The following is a 3,717-nucleotide window of genomic DNA, read 5'->3' on the forward strand; positions in this document are numbered from 1 at the left end:
TTACCTGTAAAATTCCATTTCAGCAATGCGGCGCTCGATTCTATGATGAATGACATCAAAGGAAGATCCGGTCTGGAATCCGCCAATACTCAATCCGAATTTTACGAAGAGAACCTGAAGGAAATCGTTGGACAGCAAATTACCTCGAAATACATGCAGGGATTAAATGGAACGGATTCAGAATCCAGCGGCAAAAAAGAAGACATTCCGGAAGAACTGGAAAATACACTTATATTCTCAGACCTCCATTTTGACTGGAACACTTCAACCAATTCCTATGTTGCCCGGGACGATATCAACATCGCCATGATCAACGGCAAAACGGTGAATAAGAAAGTGGAAGGTTTTGTTGAAATCGTCAAGCAAAAACACAACGACAAGCTATACATATACCTCAGGCCCGACAACGACCGTTACTATATGTTTTATTTTTCCAGGGGTATGATGAGAAGCTATTCAAACAACAAAAAGTTTGTGCAAGCCATTGAAGATGTTCCCAACAGAAAACGAAAAATCGGAGGAGGAATTTTCAGTAATGCAGATTACCGTTATCTGCTGGCTACCGAAACCATACGCTCCAGAGTAAGAAACCACATCAATGAAGTCAAAGAAGCGCTCCGCAATGTAGAGCAGGATGAAATAGCTCAGGGTAATACGGAAGAAAACTCAGAAGCTCAGAATAACAATGCACAAACCGATGCAGGGGAGCAGACGGATGCCATTAATCAGGCGGATGAACAACAAGAGGAACAAGCTGAAGAAGGAAATGAAAGCGAAGAATAATAAATATGACAGAACACTGATGACACTGATTCGAATGATTTACACAGATTTTTATAACCAGTGATTATCCGTTTAATCAGTGTCATCCGTGTTCAACATTTATAAATTATTCTAAGCGGAGCTGCTTCACACACACCGCTGCCGGCACCTTAACTTTTTCGCCGGTAAACTCTAATTTCCCGGTCTCCTGATTGCGTTGAAACACCACTACATCATCCGAATTGCGGTTCGCTACAAACGCAAATTCCCCTTTCCTGTCTATCAGGAAATTTCTGGGCCTTTCTCCATGAACATCCGCATGGCCTTCCAATTCTATCTCTCCACTTTGCCGGTCGGTTGAAAAGACTGCAAGGCTGGCGTGTCCCCGATTTGATGCATAAACAAATCGCCCGTCGGGTGAAACCTGAATATCCGCGGCCGTATTGTTTTCAGTAAAGTCTTCGGGTAACAGGCTTTCCCGTTCAATAAAATTCAGGGCTCCGTTTGAAGGATCAATCGAATAGGCCGCTATGGTTGAAGTCAGCTCCTCTGCAGAATAAGCAAAATTACCTGAAGGATGGATGTCAAAGTGGCGGGGTCCGCTGCCTGGCTTTGCTTCTGTACGTTGATTCTCATTAGCCGATAAAGTTCCGTTCCCGCGGTTAAGCTTGTAGGCTATGATCATGTCTGTACCCAGGTCGGAGGCATACACGTACTTGCCGTTCCTTGCAGGAATCATACTATGCATGTGAGGCCCTTTCTGCCGGTCGGGATTCGGACCACTCCCCTCGTGTACAATCACGTCAGAGGGTCCGGCAAGTTTCCCGTCCTGATGGATGGGATACACGGATAAACTTCCGTCACTGTAGTTGGAGACATACACATATTCACCCTTAGGGTCCACACTAACATGGCAGGGGTTGGCGCCCTCAGAGGAACGTTCATTGAGTAGGGTAAGCTTTCCCGAAGAGCCAATACCGAAAGCAGCAACAGTGCCATTTCTTGTATCCTCAGTCATCCCTTCCCGATAAACAGCATACAAATATTCGCCGCTGGGATGGACTGCCAGAAAGCTCGGGCTTTCCTTTCCCGGAACTGTCTGGATCAGTTCCATGCTTACCGCGTCTCGGTCAAATTCAAATACATAAATGCCCTCGCTTCCCCGCTGGGAATAGGTGCCGACATACAGGATATCCTTGTTCGCCGTTTCCCGGTTACAGGCGGGCATCATAATACCCAGAACCAAAACCGCGATCAGAAAAAATGTTGTTTGTTTCATAGTCAAAATATTTTATAATCGATTCGTAAATATATATAAAATTGCAAGAATATATAAAGATCCAAAGCAATAGTAAAGTGTGTCTAAAAAGTAATTTTATTGTGAATGAATATATAAGCACCAAATAACAAATTCCAAATTACAAATAATATTCAAATTTCAATTACCGAATTTCGAAACACTCCAGCCTAAAGGGTATAAAAACTTTAACTTGGGGTGTTTAGGTCATTTATGATTGATTATTGCCTGCCTGCCGTCGGGGCAGGTATTTGAAATTTGGAATTTGTTATTTGAAATTTCTTAAATGTAATTTTTTAGATAGCCTCTCTTCTATGAACCCGAAACTTTTTCTACTTTAAATCATTCGTATAAATGAACCAAAATTTGTAAATTGGCCCGTGTGTTCTAATTTTTTGTCATATAAATAACTAAATCCTTAAAACCATGAACAGACGACAATTTCTTCGCCGTTCCATTGCCGGAACCCTGGCGGCAACACTCAGTCCTCATCTGATGATGTGTTCCACTGCAAACAATCGTCAACTTGACGAGATCGGGCTAATCACCAATACTCTGGGAAATGAACTGGAGAAGGACTACGAAAAAACCCTGGAAGAGGTAGCCGAAATCGGCTACGACTTGCTGGAGTTTGGTGGTTATTACGGACCATCAAAACAATCGTTCCTGAATTTACTGAAAAATCTTGGAATCAAACCCATTGCGGGTGGCACCAGCATGGACCCCTTGCTGAAGGAGCCCGAAAAACACATCGAGGAACAGCTCAGCATGAACAAGAAATACCTGGTTTGCTACTGGCCCTGGCTGAGCTCGGCCGAAAACCTCACAACGGATGAATGCAAAAAAGCTTCGGAAAACCTGAACAAGGTGGGAGAAAAATGTAAAAAGGCCGGGATCCGATTTGCCTTTCACAACCACGATAATGAATTCAAGCTCACCCCTGAGGGAGATATCCCTTTTGACATCCTGTTGCAAAACACCGAACCGGATCTGGTCACCACTCAGATCGACCTCTACTGGATCAAAAAGGGAGGCGGCGATCCGATCGCCTATTTCGACAAATATCCGGGACGCTTTGAACTCTGCCATGTTAAGGACATGGACGATACTCCGAAACAGGATTTTGCCTGCGCAGGTTCAGGGATTATCGATTTTCCCAAAATATTCGCCAAATCTGAAACAGCCGGGATCAAACACTACATCGTAGAGCACGACGACCCGGCCAATCCAATGGAATGCGCCCGAACCAGTTACAATTATCTGGCCGGGATACGGTTTTAATCTTTATATAAAATATTAACCTCAATGGTCGTTATTTTCCGGATAAAATCAAACACCATGTATCTAACGGATAAATTATTTTATATTCGATAACACCTGTTGAAAACCTCAACGCAATACCATTTACTATTGAGAAAATAAATTGTTATCTTGGGGGTTCTAAAAAGAAAAAAACATGGCCGTTCACAATCACGAAATAGCAAAAGCCCTGAAAAAGTTGTCCGATCTGCTGGAAATCGATGGTGCCAGCTCTTTCCGGGTACGTGCCTACCGCAATGCCGCCCGAACAATCAATGAAATGTCGCAGGAGCTGGCTGACCTGGTTGAAGCGGGTCAGGATCTGTCCAAACTGCCCGATATCGGGAAGAACATGGCTG

General features: G+C 43.8%; 4 protein-coding genes. 3 read left to right on the forward strand and 1 reads right to left on the reverse strand.

Translation table 11 applies throughout. From position 1 onward, the window contains the following. Positions 1-783: hypothetical protein (locus tag KGY70_12980; GenBank protein MBS3776100.1), on the forward strand; the 783-nt coding region annotated here is incomplete at its 5' end. A gap of 106 nt (positions 784-889) precedes the next feature. Here the strand turns inward: KGY70_12980 and KGY70_12985 are convergent. Further along, positions 890-2,041: a lactonase family protein gene (locus tag KGY70_12985; protein MBS3776101.1), complete on the reverse strand. Its 1,152-nt coding sequence runs from the start codon at positions 2,039-2,041 to the stop codon at positions 890-892. 444 nt (positions 2,042-2,485) lie between these two features. Between KGY70_12985 and KGY70_12990 the strand changes: the two genes are divergently transcribed. Further along, positions 2,486-3,340, forward strand: a complete 855-nt coding sequence (locus KGY70_12990; protein MBS3776102.1) for a sugar phosphate isomerase/epimerase — start codon at positions 2,486-2,488, stop codon at positions 3,338-3,340. 175 nt (positions 3,341-3,515) lie between these two features. Beyond that, positions 3,516-3,717, forward strand: a 202-nt coding sequence (locus KGY70_12995; protein MBS3776103.1) for a hypothetical protein, incomplete at its 3' end; no start/stop codon positions are given.

This window comes from Bacteroidales bacterium (genome assembly GCA_018334875.1).
In the GTDB taxonomy this organism is placed as follows: domain Bacteria; phylum Bacteroidota; class Bacteroidia; order Bacteroidales; family UBA12077; genus JAGXLC01.

What these genes read in the sequence shown, in the direction of transcription:
- KGY70_12990 (MBS3776102.1), top strand. Translation starts at nt 2,486, where the DNA reads ATGAACAGACGACAATTTCTTCGCCGTTCCATTGCCGGAACCCTGGCG.
- KGY70_12985 (MBS3776101.1), bottom strand. Translation starts at nt 2,041, where the DNA reads ATGAAACAAACAACATTTTTTCTGATCGCGGTTTTGGTTCTGGGTATT.